The 16324-nt window shown below is 75.5% G+C and carries 16 protein-coding genes and 1 tRNA gene; 2 read left to right on the plus strand and 15 right to left on the minus strand.

Going from position 1 to position 16324, the window contains the following annotated elements:
• Positions 1 to 300: 300 nt before the first annotated feature.
• A complete protein-coding gene (locus ACWIZO_RS22050) occupies positions 301 to 1017 on the plus strand; it encodes a site-specific integrase (protein WP_448639749.1) in 717 nt (238 codons plus the stop codon).
• A gap of 110 nt (positions 1018 to 1127) precedes the next feature.
• On the opposite strand, the gene ACWIZO_RS22055 is transcribed toward ACWIZO_RS22050, so the two are convergent.
• The 8 genes from ACWIZO_RS22055 to xylA form a co-directional block, all read right to left on the minus strand.
• Positions 1128 to 1201: transfer RNA gene (locus ACWIZO_RS22055), tRNA-Pro, on the minus strand.
• 75 nt (positions 1202 to 1276) lie between these two features.
• Entirely contained in the window at positions 1277 to 2158 is an 882-nt protein-coding gene (locus tag ACWIZO_RS22060; RefSeq protein ID WP_448639750.1) for an alpha/beta fold hydrolase, read from the minus strand.
• A gap of 62 nt (positions 2159 to 2220) precedes the next feature.
• Positions 2221 to 3570 carry a ribosome biogenesis GTPase Der gene (gene der, locus ACWIZO_RS22065; protein WP_448639751.1) on the minus strand — a complete coding sequence of 450 codons (1350 nt, stop codon included), beginning with the start codon at positions 3568 to 3570 and terminating at the stop codon, positions 2221 to 2223.
• Positions 3567 to 4262 (minus strand): (d)CMP kinase, encoded by a 696-nt coding sequence (gene cmk, locus ACWIZO_RS22070; RefSeq protein WP_448639752.1) that lies wholly within the window; start codon positions 4260 to 4262, stop codon positions 3567 to 3569. Before cmk ends, der begins: the two co-directional genes overlap by 4 nt.
• 140 nt (positions 4263 to 4402) lie before the next feature.
• The gene (gene aroH / locus ACWIZO_RS22075) at positions 4403 to 4765 is read right to left on the minus strand and encodes a chorismate mutase (protein ID WP_448639753.1); all 363 of its coding nucleotides are present in this window, start codon (positions 4763 to 4765) and stop codon (positions 4403 to 4405) included.
• Positions 4766 to 4886: 121 nt separating this feature from the next.
• Entirely contained in the window at positions 4887 to 5801 is a 915-nt protein-coding gene (locus ACWIZO_RS22080) for an aldose 1-epimerase family protein (protein WP_448639754.1), read from the minus strand.
• Entirely contained in the window at positions 5798 to 7201 is a 1404-nt protein-coding gene (gene xylB, locus ACWIZO_RS22085) for a xylulokinase (RefSeq protein WP_448639755.1), read from the minus strand. The genes ACWIZO_RS22080 and xylB overlap by 4 nt, the downstream gene beginning before the upstream one ends.
• 7 nt (positions 7202 to 7208) lie before the next feature.
• Positions 7209 to 8399: a xylose isomerase gene (xylA, locus tag ACWIZO_RS22090; RefSeq protein WP_448639756.1), complete on the minus strand. Its 1191-nt coding sequence runs from the start codon at positions 8397 to 8399 to the stop codon at positions 7209 to 7211.
• Positions 8400 to 8465: 66 nt separating this feature from the next.
• Between xylA and ACWIZO_RS22095 the strand changes: the two genes are divergently transcribed.
• Positions 8466 to 9665: an ROK family protein gene (locus tag ACWIZO_RS22095; RefSeq protein ID WP_448639757.1), complete on the plus strand. Its 1200-nt coding sequence runs from the start codon at positions 8466 to 8468 to the stop codon at positions 9663 to 9665.
• Between the two features lie 115 nt (positions 9666 to 9780).
• On the opposite strand, the gene ACWIZO_RS22100 is transcribed toward ACWIZO_RS22095, so the two are convergent.
• The 7 genes from ACWIZO_RS22100 to ald all read right to left on the minus strand — a co-directional run bounded on the left by ACWIZO_RS22100 (position 9781) and on the right by ald (position 16317).
• Positions 9781 to 10629 carry a pseudouridine synthase gene (locus ACWIZO_RS22100; protein WP_446760975.1) on the minus strand — a complete coding sequence of 283 codons (849 nt, stop codon included), beginning with the start codon at positions 10627 to 10629 and terminating at the stop codon, positions 9781 to 9783.
• Positions 10630 to 10798: 169 nt separating this feature from the next.
• Positions 10799 to 11647 (minus strand): SMC-Scp complex subunit ScpB, encoded by an 849-nt coding sequence (gene scpB / locus ACWIZO_RS22105; RefSeq protein ID WP_448639758.1) that lies wholly within the window; start codon positions 11645 to 11647, stop codon positions 10799 to 10801.
• On the minus strand, positions 11644 to 12492 hold the full coding sequence (locus ACWIZO_RS22110; RefSeq protein ID WP_448639759.1) for a segregation and condensation protein A: 849 nt from the start codon (positions 12490 to 12492) through the stop codon (positions 11644 to 11646). Before ACWIZO_RS22110 ends, scpB begins: the two co-directional genes overlap by 4 nt.
• A gap of 61 nt (positions 12493 to 12553) precedes the next feature.
• A complete protein-coding gene (locus ACWIZO_RS22115; RefSeq protein ID WP_448639760.1) occupies positions 12554 to 13063 on the minus strand; it encodes a hypothetical protein in 510 nt (169 codons plus the stop codon).
• A gap of 73 nt (positions 13064 to 13136) precedes the next feature.
• Positions 13137 to 14045 (minus strand): ParA family protein, encoded by a 909-nt coding sequence (locus ACWIZO_RS22120; RefSeq protein WP_448639761.1) that lies wholly within the window; start codon positions 14043 to 14045, stop codon positions 13137 to 13139.
• A 200-nt stretch (positions 14046 to 14245) separates the two neighbouring features.
• A complete protein-coding gene (locus ACWIZO_RS22125) occupies positions 14246 to 15223 on the minus strand; it encodes a site-specific tyrosine recombinase XerD (RefSeq protein ID WP_448639762.1) in 978 nt (325 codons plus the stop codon).
• Positions 15202 to 16317 carry an alanine dehydrogenase gene (gene ald, locus ACWIZO_RS22130; protein WP_448639763.1) on the minus strand — a complete coding sequence of 372 codons (1116 nt, stop codon included), beginning with the start codon at positions 16315 to 16317 and terminating at the stop codon, positions 15202 to 15204. Before ald ends, ACWIZO_RS22125 begins: the two co-directional genes overlap by 22 nt.
• Positions 16318 to 16324: the final 7 nt, after the last annotated feature.

Here is a 16324-nt window from a genome sequence, read left to right on the forward strand (position 1 = left end):
GGCCGGCGACCTGCGCCCAGTCCACATCAGTCGCAGCTGCCGGCTGGCCCGCGCCGAACTCGAGCGCTATGTCCGCATGCTGCAAAACCGCCCACAGGCGGCGCCTGCCCAGCACCGTCGACGCAGCCAGCCCAAGTCGGCGAATCAGAGCGGGCTCTTCGATCACGATCCCTGGGATGCGTCCTGACCTGTGCAGAACGGGCGCCGTGGTCGGACGGGTGCTGAACACTCTCCGCCGAACCATCAGGAAGGCCGAGAGCGGCCGGACGGCCGCCGGCCTCAGCGATGGGAGGGAGTCTCATGGCGAAGCGAGGGAACGGCGAGGGGTCGATCTTCAAGCGGGCCAGCGGACGATGGTACTCGGCTCTGACCCATCGAGACGACTTCGGCGAGGTGAAGCGGCGGGAAATCAGCGGCAGGACGCAGGCGGAAGCGCTGCTCAAGGCAATCCGCGGTGACCGCTTGGAGGCTCTCTACCGCGTCATGCTGGCGACCGGCCTCCGCCGCGGTGAGGCGCTGGCCCTGCACTGGCGGGACGTCGACCTCGAAGCAGCCGTCGTCCGGGTGCGCTGGACGCTGTCGCGGACGTCTGCGGGTCTCGAGCTGGGCGAGCCGAAGACCGAGAAGTCGCGGCGCACCGTGCCGCTCCCCGTCCCCGCCGTCGAGACATTGCGGGCGCACCGCAAGCGCCAGGCCGCGGAGCAGCTCGCCGCAGGCAGCCTGTGGCAGTCCAGCGGGCTCGTGTTCACGTCAGAGATCGGCACGCCGTTGGAACCGCGCAACGTCCTACGTTGGTTCGAGGCACTGGCCGAGCGAGCCGGCCTGCGCGGCGTCCACCTGCACACGCTGCGTCACTCGGCGGCGAGCTTCCTGCTCGCCGCGGGCACGCACACCAAGGTGGTGCAGGAGCACCTCGGGCACAGCTCCTACGCCATCACGGCCGACATCTACAGCCACGTGGCCCCGGTGCAGCAGCGCGAGGCGGCCGACAAGCTCGGGCAGGCGATCCACTGGTGACGTTGCGGTCCGAACCGCGTTGCGGTTCCTGTTGCGGTGCGGTCGCCGCACTCACGCGAGAGGCGGGTTGGTCTGATCGACCAACCCGCCTCTGACCTGCGGTTCTGCTGTCGGGCTGACAGGATTTGAACCTGCGACCCCTTGACCCCCAGTCAAGTGCGCTACCAAGCTGCGCTACAGCCCGAGCGCCGGGCGGCTCGCACCGCCCGATCGCTGCGAGAGCAGGTTACCGCACCGGGTCCCGGCGTCCGTCCGGTGGTCAGCCGCCCGTCGGCACCCGGTCCCCGGCAGCCAGGACCTCCCGCAGCTTCCCGGCCACGGCGTCGACGTCCGCCGGCTCGCCGTGGCCGGCGTCGAGGAAGCTGCCGTGGTCGCCGGGGAACACGACCGGCGTGATCCCCAGCCGCTCGGCGACCGCCTCGCCGCCGCGGTGGGCCAGCTGTCCCGCCGACCGCTCCCCGACCGCGACGACGATCCGCGTGGACGCCGCCCGCAGCGCCTCGATGTCGTGCTCGTGGTGCGTCGAGGACACGATGTTCTGCCCCAGCAGCACGTCGTCGCGGGACCCGTCGTCCTCGGTGGGCAGCCCGAACACCGCGGGGTCCGGGACCGGCCGGGCGGCCCAGTCCTCGGGGACCGGCCCGGAGTGCATGACGAGCGCGATGAACTCGGCCATTCCGGCGCCGAAGCCACGACCCAGGTAGGTCTCGTGCACGTGCCGCGAGGCGGCCAGCGCCGTCTCGCGGTCGGGCAGGAGCGCGGCCGCCGGCGGCTCGTGCGCCACGAGCGTCCGCACCTGCTCCGGGTGCCGGGCGACCAGCACCAGCGCGTTCCCCGCTCCCCCGCTGGTGGCGAAGACGTCGATGGGTCCGGCGTCCAGGGTCGCGATCAGCCGGGACAGGTCGTCGGCGTGCTCCTCCGGTGTCGACGTGGCGGCGCCGTCGGTGCGCCGGCTGCGGTCGGCTCCGCGCGGGTCGTAGGTGACCACCGTGCGGTCGGGGAAGCGCGCCGCCAGCGAGGCCAGGCCCGAGGCGCCCATCGGCGAGGCGATCACCAGCAGCGGCGGACCGTCCCCCGGCCGGACGTCGTAGGTGACGACGGCTCCGGCCGTCTCCAGGGTGTGCGTCTGCGGTGCAGTCATCTCGGCCTCCGGGTTCGTGGGATCGCGCAGTGGAGACCCGCCCCGGAGGCCGGACTCATCGGTCAGCCGCGCTGCCGCTCGCTCCCCCGGCCCTCGCGGACCTTGACGGAGATGTCGATCGGCGTCCCGCCGAAGCCCCACCGCTCGCGCAGCTTGCGCTCGAGGAAGCGCCGGTAGCCCGCCTCGAGGAACCCGGTGGAGAACACGACGAACCGCGGCGGCCGGACGTCGGCCTGCGTCACGTACTTGATCTTCGGCGCGCGCCCGCCCCGGGCCGGCGGCGGCGTCTCCATCACCAGCTGGCGGACGTAGGCGTTGAGCTCGGCCGTGGGGATCCGCGTCTCCCACGAGGCCAGCGCGGCCCGCAGGTGGTCGGCGAGCCTGCCAACGCCGCGGCCGCTGACCGCCGAGATGTTCACCCGCGAGGCCCACCGCACGCGGGCGAGATCGCGCTCGACCTCCCGCTCCAGCTGGGCGTGCCGGTCCTCGTCGATGGCGTCCCACTTGTTGAACGCGATGACCAGCGCGCGGCCGGCCTCGATCACCTGGGTGATCACCCGCTGGTCCTGCTCGCTGATCACCTCGTCGGCGGCCAGCAGGACGACGGCGACCTCGGCGGCCTGGATCGCGGCCTCGGTGCGCAGGCTGGCGTAGTACTCCGTGCCGCTGGCGGTGTTGACCTTGCGGCGCAGGCCGGCGGTGTCGACGAACCGCCACTCCTCGCCGCCGAGGGTGATGATCGAGTCGACCGGGTCGACGGTGGTGCCGGCGACGGAGTCGACGACGGAGCGCTCCTCCTTGGCCAGCCGGTTGAGCAGGCTGGACTTGCCCACGTTGGGCCGGCCGACCAGCGCCACCCGGCGCGGACCGCCCTCCTCCGGCTCCCCGCGCGGCGCCTCGGGCAGCGCGTCGAGGACCAGGTCGAGCAGGTCGCCGGAACCGCGGCCGTGCAGCGCGCTCACCGGCTGCGGCTCCCCCAGGCCCAGCGACCACAGCTCGGCGGCGCCGGCCTCGCTGCGCTCGTCGTCGACCTTGTTGGCGACGAGGATCACCGGCCGGTCGCTGCGGCGCAGGATGCGCGCGGCCGCCAGGTCGGTGTCGGTGGCCCCGACCTGGCTGTCGACGACGAGCACGACGACGTCGGCGGTGCGCATCGCGTGCTCGGCCTGCCGGCTGATCGAGGCACCCAGCCCGTCGGCCCGCGGGTCCCAGCCGCCGGTGTCGGTCACGGTGAACCGCCGGCCGTTCCACAGCGCCTCGTAGGAGATGCGGTCGCGGGTGACCCCCGGGACGTCCTGCACCACCGCGGCCCGCCGGCCCAGGACCCGGTTGACCAGCGTCGACTTGCCCACGTTGGGTCGCCCGACGATCGCCACCACCGGCAGCGGAGCGCCGGTCCCCTCCTCGCTCACGAGCCCACCTCCACTGCCGAGCAGGCCAGCTCCACCACGCGGTCGACCACCTGGTCCCGGTCGAGGTCGGTGCTGTCGACCACCACCGCGTCGGCGGCCGGCCGCAGCGGGCTGTCCGCGCGGCTGCTGTCGTACTCGTCGCGGCGGCGCAGGTCGGCGGCCAGGTCGGCGATCTCGTCAGGGGTGGTCAGCCCGAGCTGGGCCGCCCGCCGCTGCGCGCGGGCCTCCGGCGCGGCGGTCAGATAGACCTTCACGGTCGCGTCGGGCAGCACCACGGTGCCGATGTCGCGGCCCTCGACGACGACGGCGTCGGCCGCGGCCGCCAGCGACCGCTGCTGGTCGACCAGCCGGCGGCGCACCGCGGGCACCGCCGAGACCGCCGACACGGTGCGGGTGACCTCGGCGCCGCGGATGCGCACCGCGACGTCGGTGCCGTCGACCGCCACCTGCTCGGTGTCTGCGTGCGTCCCCACCTCGATGCGGGCGAGGGCCACCACGCGGGCCACCGCCTCGGCGTCCTCCGGGTCGACCCCGGCGTCGAGCACGGCCACGGTGGCGGCGCGGTACATGGCGCCGGTGTCGAGGTAGGCCGCGCCCAGCCGGGCGGCCACCGCGCGCGCCACCGACGACTTGCCCGTCCCCGACGGCCCGTCGAGGGTCACCTGTCCCCGGAAGCCGCTCGCCGCGCTCACTGCGCGATCACCCCGCGCAGTGGTGGCCGCTCGCTGGCGCTCGCTCACTGCGCGATCACCCCGCGCAGTGGTGGCCGCTCGCTGGCGCTCGCTCACTGCGCGATCACCCCGCGCAGTGGTGGCCGCTCGCTGGCGCTCGCTCACTGCGCGATGTCCCGTCGCAGCGCCACGGCACCCCGCAGGTACACGTGCTGGATCTCCGTCCGCGGCTTCGGGGTCTCCACGTGCGCCATCAGCCGCAGCACCCGCGGCAGCGCGTGCGGCACGGAGATCTCGGTCGCGCACATCAGCGGCACGTCGCCCATGCCCAGCTCGCGGGCGGCGAGCGCGGGGAACTCCGAGACGAGGTCGGGGGTCGCGGTGAACAGGATGCTGATGATGTCGTCGTGGTGGAGGCCGTTGCGCTCGACCACCGTGCTCACCAGCTCCCGGGTGGCCTCGAGGACCTGGTCGCGGTCGTCGGCGTCCACCTGTGTCGCGCCCCGGATGGCCCGTACGGCCACGTGCACCCTCCTCGGTCGGTCCCGGCTCCCGTTCCGGGGTGCCCGGTCGAGTCTAGGTACCTCCCGCCACCGCCCTCCCCGTGGCAGCCGCGGGCACGACGAGCGGTGCCTCCGGGGCGGGTCAGAGCGGGCGGATGCCCCAGGTCGACGTCGTCGACTCCCCCGGCGCCAGCCGGACGACCGCCTCCCCGGAGCGGAAGGCGTCCGGCGGGCAGGTCATCGGCTCGACGGCCAGCCCCTGCCGGCGGCGGGACGCGAGCTCGACGACGTCGCCGCTGAACAGCTGCAGGTAGCGGTAGGAGGCGTCCAGCCAGACGGCGGCGCCCCGGCCGTCGGGGCCCACCAGCCGCACCTCGGCCACCCCGTCGGCGTCGCGCGCGAGGTCGGTGAGGCAGTCGTCGAGGCGCAGGTCGCCGATCCGCCGGCCGGTGCGCAGGTCGTACGGCGTCCCCTCGACCGGCTCGGTGCCCACCGGCAGCAGCCGCTCGTCCGGGGTGATCCGGGTGGCCGCCGGCACGGTGAGCACGTCGCCGTCGAGCCGTCCGCCCGGCGAGGCCAGGTAGGGGTGGTGGCCCTCGCCGTAGGGCAGGTCGGTCTCGCCCTCGTTGCTCGCCGTCGTCGTCACCCGCAGCCCCTCGGCCGACAGCGCGTAGGCCACCTGCAGCCGCAGGGCGAACGGGTAGCCCGGCTGCGGGAACAGCACGTGCTCGAGGACGACGGCGTCCTCCGCCCGGCCGGCCACCCGCCAGGCGGCGTACCGGACCAGGCCGTGCAGCGCCGTCCCGCGCTCGGGCTCGGTCACCGGCGTGACGTGCCGGGCGCCCTCCCAGGACCAGACGCCGTCGCGCAGCCGGTTGGGCCAGGGGGCGAGCACCTGCCCGCGGCAGTCGGCGGCCATCTCGCGGGACCCGTACCCGTCGACGACGTCGCCGCCGCCGGCCCGGTAGCTGCGCAGCCCGCCGCCGACCTCGACGACGACGGCCTCGGCGTCCCCGGCGCGCAGGACGTGCTGCTCGCCCGTGGGGAGCAGGCTCACCGCGCGCGGCCGGCGGTGAGGTCGCGGACCTCGGCGTAGCGCTCGCGGACGAACGGGACCGGGTCGGCCTCGAAGGTCTCGGTGCTGGTGGCCGGCCACACCGGCGGGGAGTCGCCGCCGGCGAGCACCCAGGCGGCCTGCCGGGCGGCGCCGTCGGCCACGTACTCCCCCGGCGGCGGCACCAGGACCGGCACGCCGAGGACGGCGGGGGCGAGCCGGCGGACGGCCTCCGAGCGGGCGCCGCCGCCGACCAGGAGCACTCGGCGCACCGGGTTGCCCTGGGCGGCGATGGCCTCCAGCCCGTCGGCGAGGCCGCACAGCAGCCCCTCGACGGCGGCGCGCGCCAGGTGCGCCGGGGTGGCGGTGGCCAGGGTCAGGCCGTGCACCGCCCCGGTGGAGCGCGGGCGGTCCGGCGTCCGCTCGCCCTCCAGGTAGGGCACCAGCACCAGGCCGCCGGCCCCGGCCGGCGCGCTGAGCGCCAGCCGGGACAGCTCCGCGTGGTCGACGCCGAGCAGCCGGGCGGTGGCGTCGAGCACCCGGGCGGCGTTCAGCGTGACGACCAGCGGCAGGAAGTTGCCGGTGGCGTCGGCGAACCCGGCCACGGTGCCCGACGGGTCGGCGCTCGGCGTGGTGGACACGGTGGAGACCACGCCAGAAGTGCCGATCGACAGCACGACGTCACCGGGCTCGGCGCTGATGCCCAGCGCCGCGGCCGCGTTGTCGCCGGTGCCGGGACCGAGCACCGCGCCGCCGCCGGCGACCGTCCCGGCCCGCTCGGCCGGACCGAGCACCCGCGGCAGCACCGGCGTGCGGCCGAAGGCCCGCTCGAGCAGGTCGGGCCGGTATGCCTCCTCCGCCGGCGACCAGTAGCCGGTGCCGCTGGCGTCCCCGCGGTCGGTGACCAGGGCGTCGAGGCCCGGCGTACCGGCCAGCTGCCAGGTGAGCCAGTCGTGCGGCAGGCACACCGCCGCCGTCCGCGCCGCGTTCGCCGGCTCGGCCTCGGCCAGCCAGCGCAGCTTGGTGACGGTGAAGGAGGCCACCGGCACCAGGCCGACGGCGTCGGCCCACGCCTGCGGGCCGCCCAGCTCGGCGGTCAGGTCCGTCGCCGCCTGCGCCGAGCGGGTGTCGTTCCACAGCAGGGCGTCGCGCACGACCCGGCCGTCCTCGTCGAGGCAGACCATCCCGTGCTGCTGCCCGCCGACGGCCACCGCGGCGACGTCGTCGAGGCCGCCGGCCTCGGCGACCGCCGTCCGCAGCGCCGCCTCCCAGGCGGCCGGGTCCACCTCGGTGCCCTCCGGGTGCGGCGCCCGGCCCTCCCGGACCAGGGCGCCGCTGTCGGCGTCCCGCACCACGACCTTGCACGACTGGGTCGACGAGTCGACCCCGGCCACCAGTGTCATGACCGGCTCAGCGGGCGCCGAGCAGGTGCTCGAGCATCAGCTGGTCGACGCGGACGACCCCGGCGCCGCGCTGGGCGACGGTGTCGGCGTCGAAGTCCTCGAACGACGAGCGGTCGACCAGCAGCTCCTCGAAGGTCTCGCCCTCGCCCAGGGTCGGCTGCCGCAGCTCCGGGACGCGGGCGGCGGCGAGCGCCTCCTGCACCTCGGGGTCGGCGCGGAAGGCCGCGGCCCGCTCCTTGAGCAGCAGGTAGGTGCGCATGTTGGCCTCGGCCGAGCGCCAGACGCCGTCCATGTCCTCGGTGCGCAGCGGCTTGTAGTCGAAGTGCCGGGGACCGTCGTAGGACGGGCCGCCCTGCGGGCCGCCGTTCTCCAGCAGGTCGACGGTGCTGAAGGCCTGCAGCAGGTCGCCGTGGCCGAACACCAGGTCCTGGTCGAACTTGGGCCCGTGCTGGCCGTTGAGGTCGATGTGGAAGAGCTTGCCCAGCCAGATCGCCTCGGCGATGCCGTGGGTGAAGTTCAGGTTCGACATCTGCTCGTGGCCGGTCTCGGGGTTGATCCCCACGAGGGAGGCGTGGTCGAGCTTGGAGATGAAGGCGATGGCGTGCCCGACGGTGGGCAGGAAGATGTCGCCGCGGGGCTCGTTGGGCTTGGGCTCCAGCGCGAAGCGCAGGCCGTAGCCGCGGGCCTCGGAGTAGGCCGCCAGGGTGTCGATCGCCTCGGCGTAGCGGTCCAGCGCGGCGAGGAGGTCCTTGGCGGTGTCGACCTCGGTGCCCTCGCGGCCGCCCCACAGGACGTAGGTCTGCGCGCCCAGCTCGGCGGCGAGGTCCATGTTGCGCATGACCTTGCGCATGGCGTAGCGGCGGACCTCGCGGTCGTTGGCGGTCAGGCCGCCCTCCTTGAACACCGGGTGGGTGAACAGGTTGGTGGTGACCATCGGCACGACCAGGCCGGTCTCGTCCAGCGCGGCGCGGAAGCGCTTGACGTGCTCGTCGCGCGCGGTGGTGTCGCTGCCGAACGGGATCACGTCGTCGTCGTGGAAGGTGACGCCGTAGGCGCCCATCTCGGCGAGGCGGTGCACCGACTCGACGACGTCGACGGCCGAGCGGCTGGCCTCGCCGAAGGGGTCGCGGCCCGGCCAGCCGACGGTCCAGAGGCCGAAGGTGAACTTGTCCTCGCGGGTGGGCTGCAGCGCGCTCATGGGGATCCCTCCACTGAATTTGTATTGCCATAGAACATAACCCGTGGACCCCGTTAGTCTCAAGAGGTGACGACGACCCGGCCGCAGCCCAGCGTCGCGCGCCAGTCGACGCTGCGCAGCACCAACCTGGCGCTCGTGCTGCGGACCGTCTGCGCCGCGGACACACCGCCGTCGCGGGCCGACGTCGCCACCCGGGCCGGGACGACGCGGGCGACCGCCACCCGGCTGGTCGACGACCTGGTCGCCGGCGGCCTGCTCGACGAGGGCGCGCGGCCGACCCCGTCGGGTCCCGGACGACCGGCCACGCCGCTGCTGCCCGGCGCGCGCACCGGAGCCCTCGGCCTGCAGGTCGACGCCGGACTGCTCGCCGCCCGGGTGCTGGACCTGCGCGGCCGGGTGGTGGCCGAGCAGGTGGAGGAACGGGACCTCGCCGGAGCCGACCCGGAGCCGACGCTGGCCCGCCTCGGCGCGCTGGCCACCGAGGTCGTGTCCGGGGCCGGAGGGGTGCGGCTGGCCGGGGCCGGGCTGGCACTGCCGGGCCTGGTCGACGCCGGGAGCGGCGTGCTGCTGCGGGCACCCAACCTGGGCTGGTCCGGCGTCCCCGCCGCCGACCTGCTGGCCACGCACCTGCCGGGCGGCCTCACGCCGGCGCCCGGCAACGAGGCCGACCTGGCCGCCCGCACGGTCGCCGAGGCGGCGCCGGGGCGGCCGGGTCCCCTGCGGGACTTCCTCTACCTGTCCGGGCAGATCGGCATCGGCGGCGCCGCCGTCCTCGACGGACGCGTCGTCGGCGGCAGCGCCGGGTGGGCCGGCGAGGTGGGCCACGTGTGCGTCGACCCGGCCGGCCCGGCCTGCCGCTGTGGCTCGACCGGCTGCCTGGAGCAGTACGCCGGGCGGCACGCGCTCATGGCCGCCGCCGGGCTGGCGCGCGACGCCCCGCCGGCGGAGCTCGCCGCGCGGGTGGCCGCGGGGGACGCCGACGCCGAGCGGGCCGTGACCGCGGCGGCCGACGCGCTGGGCGTGGCGCTCGCCGGCGTCCTCAACGTGCTCGACCTGCCCACCGTCGTCCTCGGCGGGCAGCTGGCCGCGCTCACCGGGCTCCTGCGCCCGCGAGTCGAGCACCTGCTGGGGCGGCGGGTGCTCTCGGCGCGGTGGCGCCGCGTGGACGTGCGGGAGGCCTCCGCGCTCCCGGCCGCCGGAGCCACGGGCGCGGCTCTCCGGGCGCTGGACGGCGTCCTGGCCGACCCCGCCCGCTGGATCGACTGACCACCGCCTCCCCCTGGCCTCCCCGCCTCCCCGCCGTGATCATCGGCGGGTGGCTGCCCGACACGCCGACGGGGGCAGCCAGGTGCTGATGGTCACGGGGGAACGGAGGCGGCTCCTACAGGCCGACGAGCTCCTCGAGAGCGCCGACCTCCTGGCGGGTCAGCCGGCGGATCGAGCCACTGCGCATCCGCTGCAGCTGCACCGGGCCGACCGCGGTGCGGGTCAGCCGCGACACCGGCAGGCCGACGTGCGCCAGCAGCCGGCGCACGATGTGCTTGCGGCCCTCGTGCAGGACCACCTCGACCACCGACTGCCCGGCGTGGGTGTCGACGACGGAGAAGGAGTCGACCTTCACCGGGCCGTCCTCGAGCTCGACGCCCGCGCGCAGCCGGCGGTGCACCTCGCGGGACACCGAGCCCGACACCTGCGCCAGGTAGGTCTTCTTCACCCCGTAGGAGGGGTGGGCCAGGCGGTGGGCCAGCTCGCCGTCGTTGGTGACCAGCAGCAGGCCCTCGGTGTCCTGGTCGAGCCGCCCGACGTGCACCAGCCCGGGGGCGAGGTCGCCGACCATGTCGCCGATCGTGGGCCGCTCGCGGTCGTCGCTCATCGCGGTGAGCACGCCGGAGGGCTTGTTGATCGCGTAGGTGACGCGGTCGTCGCGCAGCTCGATCCGCCGCCCGTCGACGGCGATCTTGTCGGTGGCCGGGTCCACCCGCATGCCCTGGACCACGACGGTCCGGCCGTTCACGCTGATCCGGCCGCGGTCGATCATCTCCTCGCAGACGCGGCGGGAGCCGACGCCGGCGCGGGCGAGCACCTTCTGCAGCCGCTCTCCCTGGCGCTCCTCGGGTGCGGCGGCGGGCTCGCGGTCGGCGGGGTGGGCCGGGGCGAGCTCCATGTCCTCCGACCAGCCCTCGCCGGCCGGGGTGCCGGGGAGCTCGTCGGGGTGCGGGGCGGTGGTCATCGCGACCAGTCTCCCACCCCGCGGCCACCCGCCGGACGGCGCCGACGGGGAGGTGCTCAACCTCCGGGGACCCACCCGTGACGCTTGCGGACCGCCGCCACCTGCGGTGGGCTCCGGTCGTGGCCGGCCGCGAGGACCTCCATCAGGTCCTCCAGGAAGGCCGGGACCGTCAGCCCTGCGACGTCTCGCGGGCGACGGCGGCGGGGTCGGGCAGCAGCGGCGCCAGCGGGGGCAGCTCGTCGAGGCCGGTCAGGCCCAGCCGCTCCAGGAACAGCGGCGTCGTCCCGTAGAGACCGCCGCCACTGTCGGGGTCGGTGCCCACCTCGGCCACCAGGCCGCGGGCGAGCAGGGTGCGCATGACGCCGTCGACGCCGACCCCGCGGATCGCCGACACCCGGGCGCGGGTCACCGGCTGGCGGTAGGCGATGACGGCGAGCGTCTCCAGCGCGGCCTGGGTCAGGCGGGTGCGCTGCCCGTCGGCCAGGTGGCGCTCGACCACGGGGGCGAACTCCTCCCGCGTGTAGAGCCGCCACCCCTCCCCTACCCGGCGCAGCGTGATGCCGGCGCGGCGGGTGTCGTAGTCGGCCGCGAGCTCGCCCAGCGCCGTCCGCACGCGGGCCGGCGGGCAGCGCAGCGCCCCGGCGAGGGTGGCCTCGTCGACTGGGCCGTCGGCGACGAACAGCAGCGCCTCGAGCCCGCCGCGCAGCTCGCCGGCGTCGAGCTGCTCCTCCGGCTCGGGCGGCGGCGGCAGCTCGAACAGCGCCGGCGGCTCCGGCCCGGTGGACCCCGCGGTCGGCCCGAGCGGCGGCGTCGGCTCGGGTTCGGCGGGCACCGGTGGGGGCTCGGCGTCGGGCACCGCCGGCCGCTCGGCCACCCGGGCGGCCAGCTCCGCGGCGACGGCGTCCCAGACGGCGGGGTCGGCGTCGGGGCGGCCGGCCGTCTCCTCGCGGGTGGCCGCCAGCTCGGCGGCCAGCGCCTCCCAGGAGACGGGGCCCCGCTCGTCGTCCGGGCTGGTCACGAGGCCTCCTCCCGGTCGTCGTCCCCGGGCCTGCCGTCCCCGAGGTCGGCCACGGCCGGGACGGCGGCCGGGCCGGTCCACCGCACGTGCAGCTCGCCGAGCGGCGTCAGCTGGGTGAACGTGACGCGCTGCTGCCGGTAGAGCTCGAGCAGGGCGAGGAAGCGGGCGACGACCTCCATCGTCGTCGAGCAGTCCCCGGTCAGCGCGCGGAAGGTGAGCGTGCCGGAGCCCAGCAGCGCGCCGCGGACGGCGAGCAGCTGCTCGGCGACGCTCACGGCCGGGGCGTGCAGGTGCGCCACGCCGACCGTCGGCGGCTCCTTCGGGGCCAGCGCCCGCGCGGCCAGGGCGGCGAAGCGCTCGGGCGTGACGCCCAGCAGCACCTCGGGCAGCAACCCGGCGAAGCGCGGCTCCAGCGGCACCTCGCGGGTGTACCGGCCGACGGCGCCGGTCTCCCGCTCGCGCAGGAACGCGGCGGCCTGCTTGTAGGCGCGGTACTGCAGCAGGCGGGCGAAGAGCAGGTCGCGCGCCTCGAGCAGCTCGAGGTCGTCCTCGTCCTCGATCTCGGCGGCCGGCAGCAGCCGGGCGGCCTTGAGGTCGAGCAGGGTGGAGGCGACGACGAGGAACTCGCTGGCCTGGTCGAGGTCGAGCTCGTCGCCCATGGCCCGCAGGTGGGCGATGAACTCGTCGGTGACCACCGACAGGGCGATCTCGGTGACGTCGAGCTGGTGCTTGGCGATCAGCTGCAGCAGCAGGTCGAACGGGCCCTCGAAGTTGGTGAGCCGGACGGTGAAGCGCGCCGGGCCGACCTCCGGGCGCTCCGCCACCGCCTGCGCTGCACCGTTCACGGAGGGCAAGGCTACGGCCGGCCCCCGACAGATCCCGCCATTCGCGTGCGGACGGCGGGCCTCAGCCGCGGAGGCGGCGGACCAGCACCGAGTCCTCGCCGTTGTCGGCCAGGTCGGCGAGCAGCACGGTGATCGCCTCGCGCACGATCCGGCCGCGGTCGGCGGCCACGCCGTGCTCGGCGCGCAGCGACAGGCGGGCGCTCTCCAGCGCGAGCAGCTCCTCGGCGGAGATGTAGACGGTGATCTTCTCGTCGTGGCGGGTGCGGGCGCCCCCGACCGGGCGGGCGGCCTTGCCCCGGGTGCGGGCACCGGGAGCCGACGGCGCCGGGGCGACCGGTGCGCGGTAGGCGGCCAGCGGGTCGGCCTGCGCGCCGCCGGGGACCAGCGTCAGGCCGGCACCGCCGGGAGTCGGCTCCTCGTCCGGCACGGCGGCCACCCGCCGGTGCGCCGACCGCAGCGCCGAGGAGGTGGTGGCCGACTTCAGGTCGGGCAGCTCGGTGACCTCCGCCGCGGGCGTGTCGGTGCGCCGGAACAGCTCGTCGGCACCGGGCAGCACCGGACGGCGCGTCACGCGACCTCCTCGCCGGCGCTCGTCGGACGCGCTCCGCGACGTCCGCGGCACACGGGTGAGCTCGCACGCCCGCTCACAGCGCGATCACCTCCTTGGCCAGGTCACGGTAGGCGGCCGCGCCCGAGGAGGTCGGCGCCCAGGTGGTGATGGGCTGGCCGGCGACGGTGGTCTCCGGGAAGCGCACGGTGCGCTGGATGACCGTTTGGAACACGGTGTCGCCGAAGGCCTCGACCACCCGGCTGAACACCTCCCGGCAGTGCACGGTCCGGGAGTCGTACATCGTCGCGAGGATCCCGGACACCTCCAGCGACGGGTTGAGCCGCTCCTTGACCTTGTCGATCGTGTCGACGAGCAGCGCCACGCCGCGCAGCGAGAAGAACTCGCACTCCAGCGGGATGACCACGCCGTGCGCGGCGGTGAGCGCGTTGACGGTCAGCAGGCCCAGCGAGGGCTGGCAGTCGATGAGGACGTAGTCGTACTCGTCGCGGACGGAGTCCAGCGCGCGCAACAGCGTCTGCTCGCGGGCGACCTCGCTGACCAGCTGCACCTCGGCGGCCGACAGGTCGATGTTGCTCGGCACCAGGTCCAGGCCGGGCACGTCGGTGCCCACGCGGACGTCGGCCAGCGTGGTGTGCCGCTCCATGAGCGCGTTGTAGACGGTGCGCTCGAGCTGCTGGGCGGGCACGCCGAGGCCGACCGACAGCGCGCCCTGCGGGTCGAGGTCGACCAGCAGCACCCGGCGGCCGTACTCGACCAGCGCGGCGCCCAGGTTGATCGTCGACGTCGTCTTGCCGACGCCGCCCTTCTGGTTGCACATCGCGATGACCTGCGCCGGGCCGTGCCGCTCGAGGGGCGGCGGCTCGGGGAGCCGCCGCTGCCGTGCGCGCGCGGGGTCCAGCTTCGAGGTGGCGGCGCCCATCTCGGTGCCGCCCTCGGCCGGGAGCACGAGGGCCTGTCCGGCCACGTCCCCTCGGATCGCCATGGGTCGCCCTTCCTCCGGTGCCCTGCCGGCGGTGCCGGCCGCGGGCAGCCGTCCTGTCCGCTCGGGTCGTGACCGACGGTAGGGACGCCAGCACGGATCTCGCGGGCCGACACGCCGGGGATGGCGAGTGTTGCCGTTGTCCCCAGGCGGTCACCGCGCCGCCGTGGGCAACTTGTGCCGGAACAGCGCCCAGCCGGTCGTCAGCTCAGCGCGCGCGGGTGGCTGCTCGCGTAGACCTCGCGCAGCTTGTCGACCGTCACCAGCGTGTACACCTGCGTCGTGGTCACCGAGGCGTGGCCGAGCAGCTCCTGCACCACGCGGACGTCGGCGCCGCCGTCGAGCAGGTGGGTGGCGAAGGAGTGCCGCAGCGTGTGGGGGGACACGTGCTGCGCCAGCGCGGCGTCGCCGGCCCGCTCGGCCGCCGTCCGCAGGATCGCCCAGGCGCTCTGCCGCGACAGCGGCCCGCCGCGGGCGTTGAGGAACAGCCGCCCGCCGCGGACGCCGCCCCGCCCGGCCGCCGCCAGCGCCGGGCGGGCCCGCACCAGGTACTCCTCGACCGCGCGCAGGGCGTAGCTGCCCACCGGCACGATCCGTTCCTTGCCGCCCTTGCCGGCCAGCCGCACCACCGACTGCCCGCGGTCGAGGTCGTCGACGGCCAGGCCCACGGCCTCGGAGATGCGCGCGCCGGTGCCGTAGAGGACCTCCAGCAGCGCCCGGTCGCGCAGCCCGCGCGGGCCCTCGAGCGAGCCCGCCGCCTCGATCAGGGCCACCACGGCCTCCACCGGGATCGCCTTGGGCAGCCGCCGCGCCGGCGCCGGCGGGCGGACCTCGGCGGCGACGTCGCCGGGCACCAGCCCGTCGAGCAGGGCGAACCGGTGCAGGCCACGGACGGCGACCACCGCCCGCGCCGCCGACGTCGCCGACAGCGGCGGGTGCTCGTCGTCCCCGGCGCGCAGCGCGGCCAGGAACCCCGAGACGTCGCTCTCGGCCACCTCCCCCAGCCCGCGCACGCCGGCGTCGGCGAGGAACCGCGCGTAGCGGCGCAGGTCGCGGCGGTAGGAGGAGATCGTGTTGGCGGCCAGGCCCCGCTCGACGGCGAGGTGGTCGAGGTAGCCGGTCACCACCCGCTCGACGTCGGGCGGCGCAGCGGTCGCGGTCAGGTGAGGACCTCCTCCCACGGCACGGCGTCCATCCCGTGCGCGTCGGCCACCTCCCGCAGCACCACGTGGCCGGCCACGACGTTGACGCCGTGGGCCAGGGCCGGGTCGGCGCCCACCGCGGCCCGCGTGCCCTGGGCGGCCAGGGCCATGACGTAGGGCAGCGTGACGTTGGTGAGCGCGTGCGTGGAGGTGTTGGGAACGGCTCCGGGCATGTTCGCCACGCAGTAGAACACCGACTCGTGCACGCGGAAGGTCGGCTCGTCGTGTGTCGTGGGCCGGCTGTCCTCGAAGCACCCGCCCTGGTCGACGGCGATGTCGACGAGCACCGAGCCGGGCTTCATCCGCTTCACCAGGTCGTTGCTCACCAGCGTGGGCGCCTTGGCCCCGGGCACCAGCACCGCGCCGATGACCAGGTCGGCGTCGAGCACGGCGCGTTCGACCTCGTAGGAGGTGGAGGCGACGGTCTGCAGGTGGCCCTGGTAGATCCGGTCGGCGGCGCGCAGCTTGTCGATGTCGCGGTCGAGGACGACGACCTCGGCCTGCATGCCCAGCGCGATCGCCGCGGCGTTCATCCCCGACACCCCGGCGCCGAGGACGACGACCTTGGCCGCGTAGACGCCCGACACCCCGCCGAGCAGCACCCCGCGCCCGCCGTGGGCCCGCTCCAGGCTGTGCGCGCCGACCTGCGGCGCCATCCGCCCGGCGACCTCGCTCATCGGCGCCAACAGCGGCAGCGCGCCGTTCGCCGTCTGCACGGTCTCGTAGGCGATCGCGGTGGTGCCGGAGGCGACCAGGGCCTCGGTGCACGCCCGCGAGGCGGCCAGGTGCAGGTAGGTGAACAGCGTCTGCCCGGCGCGCAGCCGCCCGTACTCCTCCTCCACCGGCTCCTTGACCTTGAGCAGCAGGTCGGCGTCGGCCCAGACGTCGTCGGCGCTGCCGACGATCCGCGCGCCCGCCGCGGTGAAGTCGGCGTCCGGGATGGAGGACCCCTCCCCCGCGCCCGCCTCGACGAGCACCGTGTGGCCGGCCCGGGTCAGCTCGGTGACCCCGGCCGGGGTCAGCGCCACCCGGTACTCCCTGTTCTTGACCTCTCGGGGCACCCCGACGTGCATCCGATCG

It is taken from the genome of Geodermatophilus sp. URMC 63, from assembly GCF_053502565.1.